Below are 18414 nucleotides of genomic sequence, written 5' to 3'. Positions count from 1 at the left end.
CCGAAAAAGACCAATTTTAGCCAAGTAATGACTGATGAGATCCTAGCAGCACTTGAACTAATTAATCAACGACTATTAAAGATACATCATCAACAGACTGCCATTGAAAGATTCCGGGCTTGTTCGGATTAAACTTGTAATTTGCCGACGCTTAAAGAAGTGGTCAAGGAAAATAATGACCATCCTAGTTATGCGACGCGTTTATCAATTTATTCAAGTCAATTAGCCGGTTTCAATGGTGACGTAGAAAATTAAGCCAAAAAGGCCTTAGCAAAATCAGTTTGCTGAGGCCTTTTTTTGATAACGTTTTAAATGATAACTACTTGTAGACGGCGAGTGGTTTTTCCGATAGAGTTAATACTTATAGTTTAGTTGAGGAGTAGGACGAATTAATGCGGAACAAAATGACAATGAGCGACAAATTATTATATGGCGGGCTACTGGCAGCTGCGGGGGGCTTTGATTCTTACACTTATTTGGTGCACGGGGAAGTCTTCGCCGGATTACAAACGGGGAATCTAATTTTATTAGGAACCCATTTGGGGCAGATGAAATGGTCCGTATTATTACGGCACAGTACCCCGATTCTCGCCTTTATGTTGGGAACAATCTTAACGCGCATTTTACAACATCGGTTTGAAAAAGACGAATCGATTAACAAACGACAACGGATTATATTGGGGATTGAAGTCTTGGTCTTAACGATTGTTGCGGGAATTTCACCGTATGTACCGGATATTGTTGCAAGTTCACTTGTTTCAATCATTGCGGCTGCGCAATTACAGGAATTTCGTGAATTGGATGGTGGCCCATTTACATCATTGATGATGACTGGAAATGTACGGACGATGGCGGAAAGTTTTTATGACGCTGTTTTTAAACATGATCGTAAGGCAGCCGATAAGGGCTGGCAAATTTTACGCATCATTATCAGTTTTACGATTGGTGCAGTGATGGTCGGACTATGTGTCTCATTCTTAGGAGAACGGACGTTGATTTTATCAGCATTATTCGTGTTGATGACGGTGCTGATTTTACAATTAAATCCAGACAAGAAAGTTTAGCCTAGATATGTTACGCTGAAAGGTAACTTGCCAAGGAGGTTAATAGATGTTCTTTTTAAAAGGAATCTTGATGGGATTTGCGTTTGTCGCACCAATCGGGATGCAAAATATTTTCGTTTTTAATAATGCCATGTCGAATACAACACGGCGGGCAGTTTTCAACAGTTTGTTCATCTGGTTATTTGATGCGCTCTTTTCACTCGTGGCGTTTTATGGGATTGGCGCACTGATTGTGCAAAACGATGCGGTTCGGTTAGCCATTATGGGAATCGGTGGACTTTTGATTTTATGGATTGGATACACCATTTTAAAAAGTGCCCGCAGTACCGTTACGTTTGGCGCGTTAGAACCAATGCCACTGGGGAAGGTTATTTTGACTGCATTTGTGGCGGTTTGGGGTAACCCGCAAGCCTTGATTGATGGGACATTAATGCTGGGCGCATTGCGGGGTGGCATGACGAGTAGCGAGGCGATTCCATTCATCGTGGGGGTTGTTTCGGCAACCGCGACCTGGTTCTTTGGTATCGCCATTATCTTTAGCCTTTTCCGGAAAAAAGTTTCACCAAAATTCTTGATGGGCGTCAACTTAGTGAGTGCCATCATCATCATCGTGTATGGGCTTGGTTTATTGGTCAAAGTGGGGACAACATTGCTCTAGGAAGGGATATTGCTTTTTAATTTACCCTGTTGAATGGTATCCTTAAGTATCAAAACAAAGCGAGGTAGAACAGGATGCGCAAAACAACAATCATTGTTAGTTTAGTAACGCTCGGCCTATTGACGGGTTGTACAGCCAACCAAACAAAACATTCAGCACCCCCCGCTCAAAAAGAATCGACTAGTCCGAAACAAACGGTTCAAGCTCCGAAAGTGACGCTTGAAAAAGCCCGTGAATTGTACGCAAAACAATATCCTGCATCAGATTTAACCGAGGTTGAGCTGAAGCAATGGGGTAACCAAATGTTTTATGAATTAACGGGAATGAACGACAATGAAGAGCTTCACATGCATGTGGATGCTCGAACTGGCGCAACCAGTCGATTGTCGAAAGAAGCCCTTGATGCCGATGAACAAAATGGCGTCGAGCGACACCAAAAGCAATTAGCGTTTGACCAATTGTTGACGCCTCAACAAGCTCTTCAAAAAGCGCAACAATACTTCACCAGGAACGTGATCAAATGGTCATTGGAAAAAGATGATGGCCGAACAGTCTGGGAAGTAGAAGGTCATCAAAAACAGCAAAAAATGCAAGTTAAATTAGACGCTGAAACTGGCGCGCTAATTGAAAAAGAAATGGATGATTAAAGCAGTATGTAAAGCGCCGTCGAGAATAATTTCGACGGCGCTTTTTTTGTAGCTTGCGTTAATAAATTTGTTATCGATTTGAATAAAATAAATTAGCATTGCCTAACTTTTTATTTACATTTCATTAAAACGGTGTACAATAAAACTGTTATCAAGATCAAAATAAGGAGTGAGGATAATGAATCAACAAGAAAAGGACAAGAAGCACAAGCTGATTGAATATGCGAACGGCCCATCACTTGAAGAAATTAATGGGACGGTCGAAGTACCAGAGGGCAAAGGCTTTTGGAAGATGTTACTAGCGTATTCAGGACCGGGTGCATTGGTGGCAGTGGGTTATATGGATCCAGGAAATTGGTCAACATCGATTACTGGTGGTCAGAGTTTTCAATACCTGTTAATGTCCGTGATTTTGGTGTCTAGTTTAATCGCGATGTTATTACAATATATGGCGGCTAAACTAGGCATTGTAACTCAGATGGACTTAGCACAGGCAATTCGCGCACGGACGAGTAAACCGTTGGGCATTGTCTTGTGGATTTTGACAGAATTAGCGATTATGGCAACCGATATTGCCGAAGTTATTGGGGCGGCAATTGCTTTGTACTTATTATTTAAGATTCCACTGCTGATTGCAGTATTCATTACGATTTTAGATGTCATGCTATTATTACTCTTAACGAAAATTGGTTTTCGTAAGATTGAAGCAATCGTTGTCGCACTAATTGTCGTGATTTTTGTGGTTTTTGCTTATGAAGTAGCACTCTCAGATCCTGATTGGGCAGGGGTGATTGTTGGGCTAGTACCAACTGCTAAGACCTTTGCCACCGGGCCAGCTGTTGGTGGACTAACCCCATTGACTGGTGCGTTAGGGATTATCGGGGCAACTGTTATGCCACATAATCTATATTTACACTCTGCGATTTCGCAAACACGGAAGATTGATCGCAAGAACGAAGCACAGGTTGCACAAACAGTGCGCTTTGCCACTTGGGATTCAAACATTCAACTCACGATGGCATTTTTCGTTAATGCGTTGTTATTAATCATGGGGGTTGCAGTTTTTAAGACGGGAACGGTTAAAGATCCATCATTCTTCGGGTTATTTGAAGCTTTGTCAGATACCTCAACAATGAGTAACGGAATTCTTGCAAGTGTTGCCCGGACCGGAATCTTATCAACTTTGTTTGCCGTTGCATTGCTCGCTTCTGGGCAAAATTCAACGATTACCGGGACGTTAACTGGCCAAGTCATCATGGAAGGGTTCATTCACTTGAGAATGCCATTGTGGTTGCGGCGTTTGGTAACCCGCTTGTTATCGGTGATTCCGGTATTAATCTGCGTCATGATGACCAGCAATAAACCAGCCTTGGAAGAGCATGAGGCGCTCAATACCTTGATGAATAATTCCCAAGTTTTCTTAGCGTTTGCCTTACCATTTTCAATGCTGCCACTGTTGATGTTTACCGACAGCCGGGTTGAGATGGGGGATCGCTTCAAGAATAGTTGGTTGATTAAAAGCTTAGGTTGGTTATCGGTCGTTGGCTTGACCTATTTGAATATGATGGGGTTGCCAGGACAAATCGAAGCTTTCTATGGTGATCACGCAAGTGCTGCACAATTGGCTACTGCTGATCGCATTGCATATGTGTTGATTGCTGGTGTGATGGCATTATTGGTTTGGATGATTATTGAATTGTATAAAGGCAATAAGCGGTTTGAACAGCAATTAGCAACTGAAAATTAATTGGAGGTTGGTCACATGTCAGTTTTAGAAATTAAACGAATTTTAGTCGGGGTCGATGACTCAGAGGATGCGTTATTAGCGTTTGATTATGCAATTGAGCGGGCTAAACGTGAGGATTTAGAATTAGTCATTGTATCGGTATTGGAAAATGACGAAATGAACGTCTATCAAGCATTGAACAAGGATTTTATCCACGGCCAATATGAGGATCTTGAAAACCACCTACGAGAATATCAAGATCAAGCCTATGTGCGCGGTGTGAATCATGTGCGAACAGTAATTGCAGAAGGCGAACCAGGCGAAGCGATTATCGAAGATGCGATTCCTAAGGTTAAACCCGATTTGTTAATTGTCGGTTCGAAATCACAAAAGGGCGTTGCTAAATATTTCGGCAGCCAAGCCGCCTACATGGCAAAATACGCACCAATCCCAGTGCTGGTAGTGAGATAAAGAGTGCGAAAATCGCCGGAGATATTCTGAGGATTAGCCTAACAACGGAAGAATATGGCGATTGCAGCACGTTTAAAAAAGCGTGTGTTCGGTCGCGGATAGCAACTGAGTATTTTAGATTAAGCGGAGGTTGGTGCAACCAAAAAGCACGTTTCAAAAAGATGTCGATAATTTATTTTGTCGGCATCTTTTTTATATGCTAAGCTGAGAAAATAAAGGTTTAAGCGGAGGATAGATTGTGGATAATGAAGTCGCAGCTTTTTGGGATGATTTTGCAGCGGAATACTATCAGATTCAACAAGAGTCACAGGTGTCGATTGTCACTGACGTTGTGGCTTTTTTACAGGATCGGCGATTACTGCCTGTTGAGACAGTGGCTGACTTAGGTGGTGGTAGCGGCCGTTATTTGCCACCTCTAGCGCAAAACAGTCAGGCTTATACGATTATCGACATCTCGGCGCAAATGCTCCAGTATGCACAACAAGAAGCTAAACAGCATGTACCAGACCAACAGATTGCTTATCAACAGCAGTCTGTGGCTGACTTTATGGCGCAAACGCCACAAAAAAGCTATGATTTAATTTGGATGGCGTTAAATCCGGCAATCGAAGCCAATCAAGCATTACTGACGATTAGCGAAAAGAGCCGTCAGTGGTGTGCATTCTTACGGCTCACTAAAAACGAGGACGACTTGTTCACACCGCTTGAACGTTATTTTGGGATTGAACAGCAAGATCCCAACACTACACCGGAAATCATCCCAGCTGTGGAAAACGTGTTAAAAGATGCGGGCTACCAAGTTAGTCAACAAATTTTTCAATATCAAACAAGTGAAGTTTTCGACAGGCCATTTTTGGAGGCCTATTACGAAGAATTACCAACGGACCAACTGGCAGCTTATCTAGATCAAGTATTTGCAACTCAAAAAACACGGACCAGTACAACAACGCTTGAATATACGTTGCTGTATTGGCACGTGTTTTAAGAGTTAAATTCCCATCGCCACCAGTCCTGTCGGAATATTTTCAACTGGTACTGGGTAGAATGGCAGGCCGGTTTGGATGGCCGCAATCATCATGTGATTAAGATCCATGATTTGATCGGCGCTGATTGTTGCTGATGGTGCAAGTGCAGTTGGGATAATGAGTGCTGTTAGTTGGCGATTGTTAATGCGTGAAAGAATAATCTCAGGATCACCAAGGTTTGAATCGCCGTGATACGCACTAGCGGCCCGTTCTGCTAATCCGAGCGCTTTTTGTCGGAGTTCATGACGCGCATTTGTGAGTAACTTGTCGAGTAAGTCGTCATCTGAAAGAGAATCAGGGGAAGTTTGGATGGCTTGATCCATCCGGTAGTTTGGATTAACGACGAGTTCCTTGAAGAGATTTAAGTTGCCGGGTAATGTGACCACGTAAATCGGTGCTTTTTCAGGCAGCAAGTCATCAAGATAGCGGCCAATCACGCGGAAATAGTTAGTTTGATCGATAAGTTGTTCATTTTCTTTTACAACAAAACTGTGGGTTGGACTTGAGAAGCCTTGGACGACTTCGCCTTTACGCTCTGTGCCAATCCCAATTTCAATGGTTGTTGGGGCGTCTTTAGGTAAAGGATAATCCCGAATGACATTTTGTTGAATGGATTTCAAACTAAAAGTAGTCTTGTTGAGACAGAGAATGGTTCCGTTCAGACTCAGACTTAATTCCGAACTGAGTGGACGCAGGTCGGGTTGATCAGCAATTAGAAAATATTCAGTCGTGATCGGATAATGAAGGGGTTGGCTGTAGTGACCAGCAGCTGTGATGTAAAACGCAACTGACTGTATATGTGCTAATTCTTGGGGAGCGGTACTTAGTAAGTCCTCAAGTTGGTTGAGTAAGGTTTTTTCTTCAGGATAGTCGGTGGTTAACTGTTCACGGATTTGCTTAGAAAAACTATTGAGCTTAATCTTGTTCGCATTAATGGCTTGTCCGCCAGTCTCTAAGTTAATGAATAACGAGATGACTGGCTGATTTGAATCGGCGAGTAATTGAGTTAAACTTTCTGGATATAACATATCGACACCTCCGTTTGATTAACTTCACCTTATCATATTGAACAGCTACCTTTGAAGAAAGATGCCTTTGTAAAAAATAAGCCAACGAGGGACTTTTAATCAACTTGATGGAAACGGTATGCTAAAATGGTAAGTAGGTTAACAAGGGAGGATTTATGGTATGGGAGATAAGACGAACGTGGTAACACCCACGAAGATTAGCAAAAGTATTCGGACCCGTTTTTTTGTACTACAAATGGTTGTGATTCTAATCCTTGGCGCGCTCACAATTAAACTTGTGAGCGGCTTTAGTCCATTATTGACGGATTCAGAAATTCTAAAAAATACAATTTTGACAGCTTTTGGGGCAACCTTAGTCGCGCTTGTAGTGTGGTACCTATCGTATAAGATTATTGCAATGCGCATTCGGCGCCAAATCATGAATAAAGAGCTAGAGGATGGCTACACTTTTAGTTTGAATCATGCTGCTAGCAGTCTTAGCTTACATATTGTGTACTTTATCAGTATGTTGGTGATTGTCTGGTTGATGTTGAGTGCTCAAAACGTGCGCCAGTCGCTAGATGGTTTACACCTTTTCAAAGGTGATCAACCGATTGTCCGGCTGGTCGATAATCACAGCATGAAGCAAATCGAGCAATTCTATCAAGCTGATAAGCAACAAAAGATGACGTATCTTGGCAGCAATCGAGATGTTGCTTATTTCAAGATTAATAATGCAACGATTAGCTTACCATTAGCCAAGATTCAATTCTATGGTCAAGATGAAGCACCGACTGGCCATCAGAAACAAGTGATTCAACATTATCACTTAAAAGATGTGCAAAATAAGAAATACCTCAAACCTAATATTTATATTAGTGAATCAGGCTTACCTAAGGTGGCCATTACGAAGATGTACCAACATTATGAGCCACAACCAACGGATAATATTCATAAACTCGACATTAAATAGGATAACTACCACAGGAGGGCTGGATTAAACGGCTTTCATTTGGTACAGTTAGAGATGAATATTTTTTTAAATAAAGGAGATCAAGTCATGATTGAAGCAGTAAACCTCAGAGCAGGAATGACGTTTGAACAAGACGGCAAGTTAATCAAAGTTTTAGAAGCTAACCATCATAAACCGGGTAAGGGAAACACGGTTATGCGTGTTAAGTTGCGTGACTTACGGACTGGCTCAATTGTTGAAACAACAATGCGCCCAGAAGTTAAAGTTGAACAAGCAATGATTGATACAAAAGATGTTCAATACTTATACACACAAGATAACGTGGCATTCTTCATGGATCTTGAAACTTACGAACAATATGAAATTCAAACAGCTGCTATTGAAGCTGAATTAAAATACTTATTAGAAAACATGAACTGCAAGATTCAATTCTTCGGTTCAGAAGTGATCGGGGTTACTTTACCAACTACTGTTAACTTACGGGTCGTTGAAACACAACCTTCGATTAAAGGCGCAACAGTGACTGGTTCAGGTAAACCTGCAACGATGGAAACTGGTTTAGTCGTTAGTGTCCCTGATTTCATCAGCGCTGACGAAGTCCTTGAAATCAACACACAAGAAGGCACATACGTTAAACGAGCAGCAAAATAACAAGATTAAGGCCGACTAGTCCCATAGTCGGTACTTCAAAGTGAAGCCAAGATGGTTTTCTTTCGATAAAAGAAGGAATCACCTTGGCTTTTTATGTTTGGGTAAAGGGACAAAAAAATAACAGAGAAGCAACTTATGATGGATTGCTTTTCTGTTAGTTATCAAAAATTATTTGACGCAAATCGTGGCTTTAACAAACAATTTTAGTGAATATAAACAGTTATTACGGTAACGAGTCCGAAAATAACGCCAGGGATGTTAGAAATAATAACCGGCCAATCTTTATAGGTTTTATTCCAGCCATAGGCGGTCCATAGACACCCATTAATTGTTGCGACTAAGGGCTGTAAAGGTGAGACAGGTGACCCTGAAAAATTAGCGATAATTTGGGGGATGTATGAAACATACATCGTAATACAGGTGATTGTTGCAACCTTGCTAAGTAATTTTAAACGTTTAACTTTCTTAGGGTGGACGGCGTTTTCGCCGGTAGGGTATTCGCCAGTATCAATGCGCATAATAGACTCCATTTCATGATTGAATTTTATTATATATGGTTGACTTGAAATCGCTTAAATTCTATAGTGATAGTATGCACGAAGTGAAAGAGAGTGGAGGTTTTACGAATGGCAAAGAAAATAATTCTTGATTGTGATCCAGGCCATGATGATGCTGTTGCAATGATGTTAGCATACGGCAATCCAGAAATCGATTTGTTGGCAGTGACAACGGTGGCTGCCAATCAGACGTTAACGAAAGTGACGCGCAATGCCCTCGCAGTTGCGACCATGATCGGCATGCACGATGTACCGATTGCTGCTGGGTGTTCGCGACCATTAATTGAAGAAATTAAAGTAGCAGCTGATATCCATGGGGAGACTGGCCTTGACGGGGTTGTTCTTCCAGAACCAACGGTGGCGCTTGAAAAGAGTCATGCAGTTGATTTAATCATTGATTTAATTATGACGCATCCAGCTAATACAATTACATTAGTGCCAACAGGTGCGTTGACCAACATCGCAATGGCGGTACGCAAAGAACCTAAGATTGTTGAACGCGTTAAAGAAGTCGTTCTAATGGGTGGCGGTTATCACGAAGCGAATGCGAGTGCAGTGGCCGAATTTAACATTAAATTTGATCCAGAAGCGGCCAAGATTGTATTCAATGCCGGCTGGGATGTCACAATGGTTGGTTTGGATTTGACGCATCAAGCGTTAGCGACACCAGATATTGTTGAACAAATTGAAGGCATTCATACTGAAACGTCTCAGTTCGTGGTTGATTTGTTAGCCTTTTTCCGCGATATGTACAAGAAGGGGCAAAATTTCGATGTACCGCCCGTTCATGATCCGTGTGCCGTGGCTTACGTGATTGATTCAAGTGTGATGACCACTAAGAAAGTGCCCGTTGATATCGAACTCAATGGAACATTGACGCGTGGGATGACGGTCGCCGATTTTAGATTCCCAATTCCAACAGACTGTCACACATCAGTCGCTGTAAAACTCGATCATCAGAAGTTCTGGGGATTAGTGGAAGACGCAATTAAGACGATCGGCTAAATAGTCAAAATACTTGAGTAGAGAAGGCGTTGTACATGTATCACGCATTAGAAACCCGTTATCAAGGGATGCAATATAACCGCGTCGGACATTCTGGGTTGAAATTACCAGCGATTTCATTAGGGTTATGGCATAACTTTGGTGAAACCGATAAGATGGCGACTCAAAAGGAAACGATTTTTGGCGCGTTCGATATGGGCATCACTCATTTCGATTTGGCGAATAATTAGGGGCCACCAGCGGGCAGCGCCGAGGAAAACTTTGGGCGGATTTTACATGATAATCTGCGTCGCTATCGTGATGAAATGATTATTTCATCGAAGGCTGGCTATTATATGTGGCCCGGTCCCTATAGTGAGTGGGGCTCTAAGAAGAATATTATCGCTAGCTGTGATCAGTCACTAAAACGACTTCAGTCAGATTACGTCGATATTTTCTATCATCACCGACCAGATCCAGATACGCCGATTGAAGAAACAGCTCGGGCCCTAGATTTATTGGTGCAACAAGGAAAGGCGCTATATATTGGGATTTCGAATTATTCGGCAGAACAAACCAAAGCGATTACGAAGGTTTTCAGAGCGCTCGGGACACCCTTTATTATTCATCAACCACGTTATAACATGCTCGATCGATGGATTGAAGATGGACTAACGGATGTCTTGGCGGATGAAGGTATCGGTGCAATTACGTTTAGTCCGTTGGCACAGGGATTATTGACCAATCGTTATTTAAACGGGATTCCAGCCGATTCGCGGGTAGCTCGTCCAGATAGTCCCTTCCTATCACCTGAAAAGGTTGATCAAACAATCAGTACGGTTCAAGAATTGAACAAAATTGCGCAACAACGTGGGCAATCATTGTCTGAAATGGCGCTTGCGTGGAATTTACAACAGCCGACTGTAGCCAGTGTGTTAGTTGGTGCTTCGCGCTTGAGTCAATTACAAGACAGTGTGCATGCACTAGATAACTTAACGTTTACGGCCGAAGAATTAGCGGCTATTCAAAAAATATTAGCATAATTAAAACGACGACTAGCTACGTAAGCTAGTCGTCGTTTTTTTTTGTTTTTATTCAGCTGTTTCAGTTGCGGCTACGTTTGCTTGGATTTTACCAAGAATGGCGCGTGAGAAAGGTCCCACGATGATCAGTTGTAATGGTAATGCGACGATAACATTCATCAACCATGTGTGACGATAGACACTACCTAAGTGGTCAGGGATACCACCTTCGATGAGAATTCCGAAAAGTGACATACATGTGACCATGCCGAGAATCATTAAACATGAAATTGTGAGAATCATGACTAATTTATTTTCTTTGTTCAATGGTAAGCTAAATGCGATTTTTTTAGCAATTGTACCGACAACGAATACATCTAGAATAAATGCGACGATGAAACCTGGAATTAAACCGGTAGACAAAGCACCCCATGATAGACTATCATGTAAAACTAAGTTATAGATACTCATTCCAAGTACCATGCAAAAACACATTAATGTCGTAAAAATAATACCTTCTTTTTTATTGGTTGGCATTTTAAATTCCTTCTCTCTGAAAAGTTAACAGATATAACCGTATCACATAAAAAATTTCGGCGTAAGCTTTTTTTTCAGAAAATGAGAAGTTTCTTCTTTTTCAATTTCAATGGAATCTCGCCATCATGAACGGCGTGAAAAATCGAAACGAGCAATAATGCGCAGACAAAAATCAATGGGAACCCAGCAATCACGCAAACGGCTTGAATGGTTTGGAAACTACCGACAAGTACAATTCCAAGTGAAAATAGAATGAAAATGATCACCCAAGCCATCCGATTCCAACGATTAGGTTGTTCTCCGATTTTCAATTCAAGACTGGTAAATGATGAGACGATGAAGGCCGAAGAAGAGATCGTTGTCGCCAGGAAAATGAAACATGACAGACAGAAAATTGCTAACATGATAATTTTGAACGGTAAGGTCGTGATGACCGCCGCGATGACAGCGGCTTGTCCTTGGGTATTCAATAGATGAACAAGATCGATTTGACCGGAACGTTGTAAGAAGAGCGCATAACCGCCAAGTACAGCGTAAAAGCTCATACAACTAAATGCGCCGTATGTCGCCATTCCCAATAAAACTTGGCGAATGGTTCGGCCGCGTGAAATCCGAGCGATGAATAAGCCCATGACAGGCATGTAAGATAACCACCATCCCCAGTAAAAGAGGGTTTCGTGTTGTGCGAACGCACTGTGTGCACCAGTCTGATTTAAACTTAAACGCCCGAAGTTACCAAAGAGATGGAAGACATCGCGGCCTTCAGCGCCAATTAGCTTGAATGTCGGACCGATTAGTAAGACGAGTAATAAAAAGCCAATGGCAGTATAGATATGCCAAGCACTGAGCTTCTTAATGCCTTTATCTAAGCCGGCATATACCGTGAGGGTGAATAGCACCAGTAAGATAATGAAGAGGGCAAGTTTAAGCCAGATGGTATCATTCAAACCGGTCATTGTGCTCAAGACTTTTGAAATCACGGGAATTTCCATTCCGATTGATGAGCCGATGCCCCCCATAATGCCGAAAACAACGGTAAAGTCGATTAATTTGCGAATTATTTTTTTGTAAGGTTGTGGTCCTTCTAATAGGTCGATTGCAGCGCTTAAACGTTGTACCCGTAAGTTCTTAACATAGAGAGCGTAGCCAATTGCGACAGTCGCGGTGGCAAAAATCATCCATGCCATGGGTCCCCAGTGAAATTGCCCACAGACGTTGGCGTAGCGGTATGCTTCAGCCGAGAAAGGTTTAGCGCCAAATGGTGGGTTCTGTAAGTATTGCAGTGGATCAGTGGTACTAAGCATTAAGATGCTAGCGTCAATCCCAGTTGCAAAAACCATACTCCCCCATTGGAAGTCGTTATATTCTGGCTTTTCATTTGGTTGGCCGAGGCGGATATGGCCATAGTGACTACACCCCAACCAAAATAGGAAAATAAAATTAATGATATAAATACCAATGTAAAGCCATTTAGAATGTGCCGTCATCACATCAAGTAGTTGTGAAATCGACTGCTGAAGCGTGTCACCCCCCAACATTAAAAATGCGGAGACAATCCCGAACAGTAACATCGTGGGGATGAAGACGACTTTATCAACATTCTTGCGCTTTAAAATAATATTCCTCCTGAATTTGTTAAAGTCTAGGTTGCTGGATCAAACAAAAAAAGCGCCCATACAATTGGTCAACTGACCACCTGTACAAGCGCGTTATTATAACGTATACAAATGAAGAAACAGCCTAACTTGATTTACTTCTTACTAATAGGATAGCACTTATCTCAAATTTGTTAAGGGTCGATTTTACGGCCGTGCGGTTGTTAACCAATTAAGATAGTCTTGTTCGCGGTTAATCGCGTGTTCTAAAATAAGATAATGACCATAGTGCGCATCCACCGCAGCTTGTTGGCTGAAAAGGGTTTGACGCCGGTCGAGTAGGTGATCTAGTTTGGCTTGGTGTAAGGTTTTTTGTTCGGTGAACATTGCGTCTAAATGAGCATCATTTTTTGAGTCGATAAAGTATAGCTTCAAAATAAATTCGTCTTTGCTGGCAATAATTTCGCTGGTTGGGGAGTATCGCCACTCGTCAAAAAAGGCAATCCCATCTGCAGTGATTGAATACTGCTTCTTTTTTAATTTTGTTCCGGCGATCAATTCGACGTGGGTGATCCGATCAGCCTGTTCGAGTCGCTTGAGTTCAGGATAGATTTGGCTGTGTTGGGCTTGCCAGAACTCACCGATATCATCTTCAAAGACGCGTTTTAAATCATAACCGGTTTTGGGAGACTGATTTAACAGCCCGAGAATTAAGTATTGGAGAATGTTTTTTTGGGCCATCTGAAAGTGCCCCTTTCTGTGAAATCAACTTAGATTAAGTATAGCACAGGCCAGTGTTGAAAAATGGTTACTTTTTATAAGTCTTTTTAATTGCATTTCATAAATAGTTAGCGTATGCTATTTCAATCGGGGAAAAGTGCGTTCAAGCTTAATCAACTTTTGAGTATTAGTACGGGGAAGCGAATTAGAGACGAAGTCGATGATTTGATTCACGGTGCTAAGCGCAGAAGTCTGCGAATTAAAAGCACGTTAAAGAAAATGAGTGCGTCAAAAGTGGTTATCCTGTGAGGATTAGCCAAATTAGCGGCGTAACCGATTGTTTGGCTAATGTAGCTAACCGGAACAGGATGCTTTTGAAAGCACGGTAAAAAGGAGTTTTATCAATGGCAAAAAAATCAAAAGTGGCAAAATTAGCAAAACAACGCGCATTAGTAGCGAAATACGCTGACTTGCGCGCAGAATTAAAAGCAAAGGGCGATTACTTAGCCCTTTCTCAATTACCCAAGGATTCTAGCCCAGTGCGATTGCGGAACCGCGATGCAATCGATGGTCGACCAAGAAGTTTCATGCGGCAATTTGGTATGAGCCGCATCAACTTTCGCGAATTAGCCCATAAAGGCCAAATCCCAGGCGTCAAAAAAGCAAGCTGGTAAAAAAATGAGTGCGTTAATTCGCGGTTAGCCTTTGAGCACTTGCCTAATCAGAAGGATAAGCGCCAAGGGCGATTGTCTGGCTGATGTAGCAAGGCGCAGAAGGTTGCGAATTAAAAGCACGTTAAAGAAATAGAAGCGCGTTTGAAACGGTTTGACTTCGAGCACTAGCCTAAATCTGTAAATGAGCGACGTAGTCGATTGTTTACGGATTGGAGCTAAGCACAGAAGTCAGTTTCAAAAAGCGCGTTAAAGCTAGAACCCCACAAAAGAAGAGGTCGTCCCACGGCCTCTTTTCTTGTGTCTTGAAACGAATCAGGTTATTTGCTATATTAATAGGAATTGTTTAACAAGTTAACTATGAAATCAATGGAGGTTATCAGATGAGTTATGCACAGTTTATCCAAAGTGCCACTGTAAGTGACTAAAGACGTTTTTCAGCAGATTAAATTAATTAGGAGTTTTAAAAATGAAAAACGTCTCAAAAAAAAGCCCATCAATTTTATTAATGATTGTATTGGTGGGATTTCCACAAATTAGTGAATCCATTTTTACCCCTGTATTACCGCAATTAAGCCGGGCATTACGGGTGAGTGCACAAACCGTACAACTGACGATGAGCACTTACTTCATCGCCTTTGCAGTTGGTGTTTTATTCTGGGGCTGGTTATCCGATCGAATCGGGCGACGGCAGGCAATGTTACTGGGAATTGTCGTCTATTTAATCGGTAACTGTGGGTTATTGGTTGCGCCACACTTTAACTGGTTAATCCTCGCGCGCCTCGTTCAAGCATTTGGTGCGAGTGTTGGTTCAGTCGTGATCCAAACAATTATGCGTGAATCCTTTAGTGGCGTGCGCGGTGCGCAAGTCTTTGCTAAAGTGGGTGCGGCGATGGCCTTAGCATCAGCATTAGGACCACTAGTTGGCGGATTGGTCCAAACGTATTTTGGTTATCGCAATGTCTTTTCAGCGCTGATCGTGATGGCAGTCGCCGCATTGTTATACGCAGGCGCTAGTTTACCGGAAACGCGTGTTGCGACAACTGGGCAAGTCAATGTGTGGTAAGTCACAAAACGTTTATTGACTGATCGTACGGTCTGGATTTACGGTTTAGTGATTAGTGGCATCAATGGGATTTTGTTCAGTTATTATGCTGAAGCACCGTTTATTTTTATCAATCACTTTCAAATGAGTACAGTCCAGTATGGTTGGCGCATTAATCGGTGGGTTTGGCCTGTTGGTTGCAAGTTTTACGAATCAGTTATGGTTGATGGTTGGTTTAATCTTCATTGTCTTTTGGGGATTGAATACGACCTTACCGGTGGTCTTGAATTTAGCGTTAGTGGGTTACGAAGATGTGATCGGAACGGCCAGCGGGTTGTTTAGTTTTGGCTACTACCTCGCAATCAGCGCCTTAACGTACGGCATGAGTCTATTGCATACGGGATCGAATACTCGATTACCGTTATACATGATCATGATTGTCGGCGTGATGGCTCTGAGTTATGGATTCGGGATTCGTTCAAAAGCAGTTTAAATGTAAAAAGTGCGCAGACAATCAGTTGTCTGCGCGCTTTTTATTTAAGCAAGTTGTTGTTGCAAACCAGCGAGGAAAATATCGATGCCTAGCATGAATTTTTCCAGTGAGCGTTGTTGTTGGTGCCGATGATGTTCAAAAGTTCTTAAGAAAGCATTGTAATGATTGTCAGTCGCAATCTGTTGCATTTTAAGCGGTAACTGTGCAAGATAAGTGTCTTTATGTTGTGAGACGCGATGTTTCATCTCAAGCTCACCGGTGATGTCAGTGAAGAGACCGGACATGAAGTGATCGATGGATTCAATCGCTAGGCTTGCTTGTTCTGGCGTGAAACCGGCATCCAAAAGGATTTGAATTAAGTGGTTGATAAGACCTAGGCGGGCCTTAGTTGCAGGGACGGTCCGCATCATCAACTCAGCGGCATAGGGCTGTGCTATGTAAGTGGTGTAAATGGCGCTAAAAATTTGGCGAATTTGGTCTGTCCATTCTAAGGTTGTGTTACATGGCTCAATCTCAATTTGTTGAATAATGTTATCGGCCATCGCCTGTAGGAGGGTTTGTTTGTTTTCGAAATGCCAGTAAAATGTGGCCGCCCCGATGTCTAATTGATTGGCAATTTTACGAATTGAAAGGGCATCGACGGTCCCGGATGCTTGTAAAATTTCAAACGCGGCAGTGATGATTTGCTCGGCAGAGATTGACTGTTTTACCATATTAATGAAGCTCCTTCACTTTTTATGAAAAGATGATTGTAATTCGTTTTAAAATTTGATAAAGTAGTAACTCGAACACTGTTCGATTATACTGTACAGGATTTGTACAGGAGATTCAACTACAGAAAAAGAGGGATGCTCATGTCGATACTTAAACAGCACTTAAAGCCTTATTGGGGCGTGTTTAGTCTTTCCATTTTAGCGACGGTTATTTCTGTTGCGTCTTCACTATGGCAACCAAAACTATTACAAGATGTTTTGGAAGGGATTATGAAAGGCGATCAAGATAAGGTACGTCAAATTGGAATTTATTTGATTGTAATTGCCGTGGTTGGTTTAATTGCGGGCGTGGTCAACACCATTACGTCGGCGATGACGGCGCAGGGAATGACTGCCGATATGCGGGAAACTACTTTCCGGAAGATACAGACTTTCTCATTTGCCAATATTGAAAAATTCTCAGTTGGGAATTTATCCGTGCGTTTGACCAATGATATGACCCAGGTTCAAAACGTCATTATGATGACGCTCCAAACGATTTTTAGAATCCCGATTTTATTTGTCGGCAGTTTCATCCTTGCGATGAATTCGATTCCGAGTTTATGGTGGATTATCGTGCTCTTAGTGATCTCGGTCTTCATCATTACATTCTTATCAATGGGTTCGATGGGGAAACGCTTCGGTGCCATCCAAAATTTAATCGATAAGATTAATAACCTCGCTAAAGAAAATTTAATGGGCACGCGGATTGTGAAGTCTTTTGTTCAAGAAGATAACGAAATCAGTCGCTTCTCAAAAACAAGCAATCAATTAGAACACCATACGACAATCGTCGGGATGCTTTTTTCTGTGATGATTCCAGCGTTCATGTTGGTGGCGAACTTAGCGGTTGTCGCATCAATCTATTTCGTTGGGAACTTAGTCGATACGGATCCAGAAGCGATTGCGGCGATTGCCTCATTTATGAATTACTTAATGCAAATCATGATGTCGATCATCATGGGCGGCATGATGATGATGATGGCATCTCGTGGGGCAGTTTCGTTGAAGCGACTCCAAGAAATTCTTTCAACAGAGCCTGATATCGTTTATCCAGATGTCCCTGATCAAGACTTAGCGGGGACGTTGGAATTCGATCACGTCAGCTTCCGTTATCCAGAAGACGATCGTAACACGTTAACAGATATTAATTTCAAAATTAACGCTGGTGAAATGATTGGGATTGTCGGCGCAACTGGGGCCGGTAAGTCAACGATGGCGCAATTGATTCCGCGCTTGTTCGATCCGACTGAAGGGCAGATTAAAATTGGCGGCGTGCCAATCAAAGATTTAAACGAACATAATTTACACAGCGCCGTTTCATTTGTCCTCCAAAAAGCGATTTTATTCTCCGGCACAATCGCCCAAAACTTGAAGCACGGGAAAAAAGATGCGGATGACGCCGATATGGACCGCGCAACGGGGATTGCCCAAGCCAAAGAGTTCATCGAAAAGCTTGCTGATCAATATGATGCAACCGTCGAAGAACGCAGTGCGAACTTCTCTGGTGGTCAAAAACAACGGCTCTCAATTTCACGGGGGGTAATCGGGCAACCGAAGATTCTGATTTTGGATGATAGTACCAGTGCCTTAGATGCCCGGTCTGAAAAATTAGTTAAAGAGGCGTTAGACCGTGAATTAGCTGGCACAACAACACTAATTATCGCGCAAAAGATTTCATCTGTGGTCAACGCGGATCGGATTTTAGTGTTAGATGAAGGTTGTTTAGTCGGTGTTGGTAACCATCATGAATTACTTGAAACCAGTGATGTCTATCGAGAAATCTTTGAAACGCAAAAAGGAAAGCGAGGATAAC

Annotated in this window: 17 protein-coding genes and 3 pseudogenes; 14 read left to right on the top strand and 6 right to left on the bottom strand. The window is 42.2% G+C overall.

What is annotated here, in order from left to right:
- The 7 genes and pseudogenes from ACF1X7_RS06835 to ACF1X7_RS06805 all read left to right on the top strand — a co-directional run.
- A pseudogene (locus tag ACF1X7_RS06835) lies at positions 1–132 on the top strand (IS30 family transposase); the annotation flags it as partial.
- A gap of 260 nt (positions 133–392) precedes the next feature.
- A complete protein-coding gene (locus tag ACF1X7_RS06830; protein ID WP_411162592.1) occupies positions 393–1064 on the top strand; it encodes a YoaK family protein in 672 nt (223 codons plus the stop codon).
- Between the two features lie 46 nt (positions 1065–1110).
- Complete coding sequence (locus ACF1X7_RS06825; protein WP_039098995.1) at positions 1111–1722, top strand: LysE/ArgO family amino acid transporter; 612 nt, start codon at positions 1111–1113, stop codon at positions 1720–1722.
- A 74-nt stretch (positions 1723–1796) separates the two neighbouring features.
- Positions 1797–2369 carry a PepSY domain-containing protein gene (locus tag ACF1X7_RS06820; protein WP_411162591.1) on the top strand — a complete coding sequence of 191 codons (573 nt, stop codon included), beginning with the start codon at positions 1797–1799 and terminating at the stop codon, positions 2367–2369.
- A gap of 178 nt (positions 2370–2547) precedes the next feature.
- Complete coding sequence (locus ACF1X7_RS06815) at positions 2548–4116, top strand: Nramp family divalent metal transporter (protein ID WP_411162590.1); 1569 nt, start codon at positions 2548–2550, stop codon at positions 4114–4116.
- A gap of 15 nt (positions 4117–4131) precedes the next feature.
- The gene (locus ACF1X7_RS06810; RefSeq protein WP_411162589.1) at positions 4132–4566 is read left to right on the top strand and encodes a universal stress protein; all 435 of its coding nucleotides are present in this window, start codon (positions 4132–4134) and stop codon (positions 4564–4566) included.
- Positions 4567–4804: 238 nt separating this feature from the next.
- Positions 4805–5551, top strand: coding sequence for a class I SAM-dependent methyltransferase (locus tag ACF1X7_RS06805; protein ID WP_411162588.1), 747 nt, complete (start codon positions 4805–4807; stop codon positions 5549–5551).
- A 3-nt stretch (positions 5552–5554) separates the two neighbouring features.
- Here ACF1X7_RS06805 and ACF1X7_RS06800 read toward each other — a convergent pair whose 3' ends face one another.
- Positions 5555–6619, bottom strand: coding sequence for a hypothetical protein (locus ACF1X7_RS06800; RefSeq protein ID WP_004270442.1), 1065 nt, complete (start codon positions 6617–6619; stop codon positions 5555–5557).
- A gap of 160 nt (positions 6620–6779) precedes the next feature.
- Here ACF1X7_RS06800 and ACF1X7_RS06795 point away from each other — a divergent pair, with 160 nt between their 5' ends.
- On the top strand, positions 6780–7571 hold the full coding sequence (locus ACF1X7_RS06795; RefSeq protein ID WP_064776868.1) for a hypothetical protein: 792 nt from the start codon (positions 6780–6782) through the stop codon (positions 7569–7571).
- 87 nt (positions 7572–7658) lie between these two features.
- Positions 7659–8222: an elongation factor P gene (gene efp / locus ACF1X7_RS06790; RefSeq protein WP_004270462.1), complete on the top strand. Its 564-nt coding sequence runs from the start codon at positions 7659–7661 to the stop codon at positions 8220–8222.
- Positions 8223–8425: 203 nt separating this feature from the next.
- Here the strand turns inward: efp and ACF1X7_RS06785 are convergent, their stop codons facing one another.
- Positions 8426–8740 (bottom strand): SemiSWEET family transporter, encoded by a 315-nt coding sequence (locus ACF1X7_RS06785; RefSeq protein WP_004270447.1) that lies wholly within the window; start codon positions 8738–8740, stop codon positions 8426–8428.
- A 108-nt stretch (positions 8741–8848) separates the two neighbouring features.
- On the opposite strand from ACF1X7_RS06785, the gene ACF1X7_RS06780 reads away from it, so the two are divergent.
- Together ACF1X7_RS06780 and ACF1X7_RS06775 are read left to right on the top strand one after the other, a co-directional pair.
- A complete protein-coding gene (locus tag ACF1X7_RS06780; protein ID WP_064776870.1) occupies positions 8849–9784 on the top strand; it encodes a nucleoside hydrolase in 936 nt (311 codons plus the stop codon).
- A gap of 35 nt (positions 9785–9819) precedes the next feature.
- Positions 9820–10806 (top strand): annotated as a pseudogene (locus ACF1X7_RS06775) (aldo/keto reductase).
- A gap of 48 nt (positions 10807–10854) precedes the next feature.
- On the opposite strand, the gene ACF1X7_RS06770 reads toward ACF1X7_RS06775, so the two are convergent.
- The 3 genes from ACF1X7_RS06770 to ACF1X7_RS06760 all read right to left on the bottom strand — a co-directional run bounded on the left by ACF1X7_RS06770 (position 10855) and on the right by ACF1X7_RS06760 (position 13658).
- On the bottom strand, positions 10855–11322 hold the full coding sequence (locus ACF1X7_RS06770; protein ID WP_064776871.1) for a DUF2798 domain-containing protein: 468 nt from the start codon (positions 11320–11322) through the stop codon (positions 10855–10857).
- 74 nt (positions 11323–11396) lie between these two features.
- Positions 11397–12893 (bottom strand): BCCT family transporter, encoded by a 1497-nt coding sequence (locus tag ACF1X7_RS06765; RefSeq protein ID WP_064776872.1) that lies wholly within the window; start codon positions 12891–12893, stop codon positions 11397–11399.
- A gap of 231 nt (positions 12894–13124) precedes the next feature.
- A complete protein-coding gene (locus ACF1X7_RS06760; RefSeq protein ID WP_004270471.1) occupies positions 13125–13658 on the bottom strand; it encodes a PadR family transcriptional regulator in 534 nt (177 codons plus the stop codon).
- 383 nt (positions 13659–14041) lie between these two features.
- Between ACF1X7_RS06760 and rpsN the strand changes: the two genes are divergently transcribed.
- Entirely contained in the window at positions 14042–14311 is a 270-nt protein-coding gene (gene rpsN / locus ACF1X7_RS06755) for a 30S ribosomal protein S14 (protein ID WP_039098299.1), read from the top strand.
- Between the two features lie 466 nt (positions 14312–14777).
- Positions 14778–15846, top strand: a pseudogene (locus ACF1X7_RS06750) (multidrug effflux MFS transporter).
- Positions 15847–15890: 44 nt separating this feature from the next.
- Here the strand turns inward: ACF1X7_RS06750 and ACF1X7_RS06745 are convergent.
- The gene (locus ACF1X7_RS06745; RefSeq protein ID WP_064776873.1) at positions 15891–16559 is read right to left on the bottom strand and encodes a TetR/AcrR family transcriptional regulator C-terminal domain-containing protein; all 669 of its coding nucleotides are present in this window, start codon (positions 16557–16559) and stop codon (positions 15891–15893) included.
- 141 nt (positions 16560–16700) lie between these two features.
- Between ACF1X7_RS06745 and ACF1X7_RS06740 the strand changes: the two genes are divergently transcribed.
- Positions 16701–18413: an ABC transporter ATP-binding protein gene (locus ACF1X7_RS06740; RefSeq protein ID WP_411162587.1), complete on the top strand. Its 1713-nt coding sequence runs from the start codon at positions 16701–16703 to the stop codon at positions 18411–18413.
- Position 18414: the final 1 nt, after the last annotated feature.

The organism is Latilactobacillus sp. VITA-14 (assembly GCF_046580785.1).
Lineage (GTDB): Bacteria > Bacillota > Bacilli > Lactobacillales > Lactobacillaceae > Latilactobacillus > Latilactobacillus curvatus.
The sequence above is the reverse complement of the archived record's forward strand: the minus strand, read 5'-3'. Positions and strand labels throughout refer to the sequence as shown.

Bases quoted from the DNA above. Each gene is read 5' to 3' on its own strand.
- ACF1X7_RS06830 (WP_411162592.1), top strand. From the start codon at position 393: ATGCGGAACAAAATGACAATGAGCGACAAATTATTATATGGCGGGCTA.
- ACF1X7_RS06825 (WP_039098995.1), top strand. From the start codon at position 1,111: ATGTTCTTTTTAAAAGGAATCTTGATGGGATTTGCGTTTGTCGCACCA.
- ACF1X7_RS06820 (WP_411162591.1), top strand. From the start codon at position 1,797: ATGCGCAAAACAACAATCATTGTTAGTTTAGTAACGCTCGGCCTATTG.
- ACF1X7_RS06815 (WP_411162590.1), top strand. From the start codon at position 2,548: ATGAATCAACAAGAAAAGGACAAGAAGCACAAGCTGATTGAATATGCG.
- ACF1X7_RS06810 (WP_411162589.1), top strand. From the start codon at position 4,132: ATGTCAGTTTTAGAAATTAAACGAATTTTAGTCGGGGTCGATGACTCA.
- ACF1X7_RS06800 (WP_004270442.1), bottom strand. From the start codon at position 6,619: ATGTTATATCCAGAAAGTTTAACTCAATTACTCGCCGATTCAAATCAG.
- ACF1X7_RS06795 (WP_064776868.1), top strand. From the start codon at position 6,780: ATGGGAGATAAGACGAACGTGGTAACACCCACGAAGATTAGCAAAAGT.
- efp (WP_004270462.1), top strand. From the start codon at position 7,659: ATGATTGAAGCAGTAAACCTCAGAGCAGGAATGACGTTTGAACAAGAC.
- ACF1X7_RS06785 (WP_004270447.1), bottom strand. From the start codon at position 8,740: ATGCGCATTGATACTGGCGAATACCCTACCGGCGAAAACGCCGTCCAC.
- ACF1X7_RS06780 (WP_064776870.1), top strand. From the start codon at position 8,849: ATGGCAAAGAAAATAATTCTTGATTGTGATCCAGGCCATGATGATGCT.
- ACF1X7_RS06770 (WP_064776871.1), bottom strand. From the start codon at position 11,322: ATGCCAACCAATAAAAAAGAAGGTATTATTTTTACGACATTAATGTGT.
- ACF1X7_RS06765 (WP_064776872.1), bottom strand. From the start codon at position 12,893: ATGTTACTGTTCGGGATTGTCTCCGCATTTTTAATGTTGGGGGGTGAC.
- ACF1X7_RS06760 (WP_004270471.1), bottom strand. From the start codon at position 13,658: ATGGCCCAAAAAAACATTCTCCAATACTTAATTCTCGGGCTGTTAAAT.
- rpsN (WP_039098299.1), top strand. From the start codon at position 14,042: ATGGCAAAAAAATCAAAAGTGGCAAAATTAGCAAAACAACGCGCATTA.
- ACF1X7_RS06745 (WP_064776873.1), bottom strand. From the start codon at position 16,559: ATGGTAAAACAGTCAATCTCTGCCGAGCAAATCATCACTGCCGCGTTT.
- ACF1X7_RS06740 (WP_411162587.1), top strand. From the start codon at position 16,701: ATGTCGATACTTAAACAGCACTTAAAGCCTTATTGGGGCGTGTTTAGT.